The 229-nt window shown below is 40.6% G+C and carries 1 protein-coding gene; it reads right to left on the minus strand.

The genetic code is table 11. The features are described from left to right. Positions 1 to 229 (minus strand): hypothetical protein (locus B4920_RS29730; RefSeq protein ID WP_161493409.1); only part of this gene is annotated, 229 nt, incomplete at both ends.

Raw genomic sequence — 229 nt, forward strand, 5'->3', positions numbered from 1 at the left:
GCTGTACATATTTCAATTTCATTTGGTGAAAGTACTTTAGCAAATACCTTATGACCTTGCACATTACCAGATAATCGTAAATTTTGTTCAAACACACCTTTATCACCACGCTTAACTTGATTTTCAAGCGCTGCGCTAGATGAAGTTGTATAACCCATAACCAACACGCCATTGAGTGGCTTACCGAGTTCCGCCCACTCCTGATAAGTCTGTCCACGATGAATTGCCA

Source organism: Zoogloea sp. LCSB751 (genome assembly GCF_002028455.1).
GTDB lineage: Bacteria > Pseudomonadota > Gammaproteobacteria > Burkholderiales > Rhodocyclaceae > Zoogloea.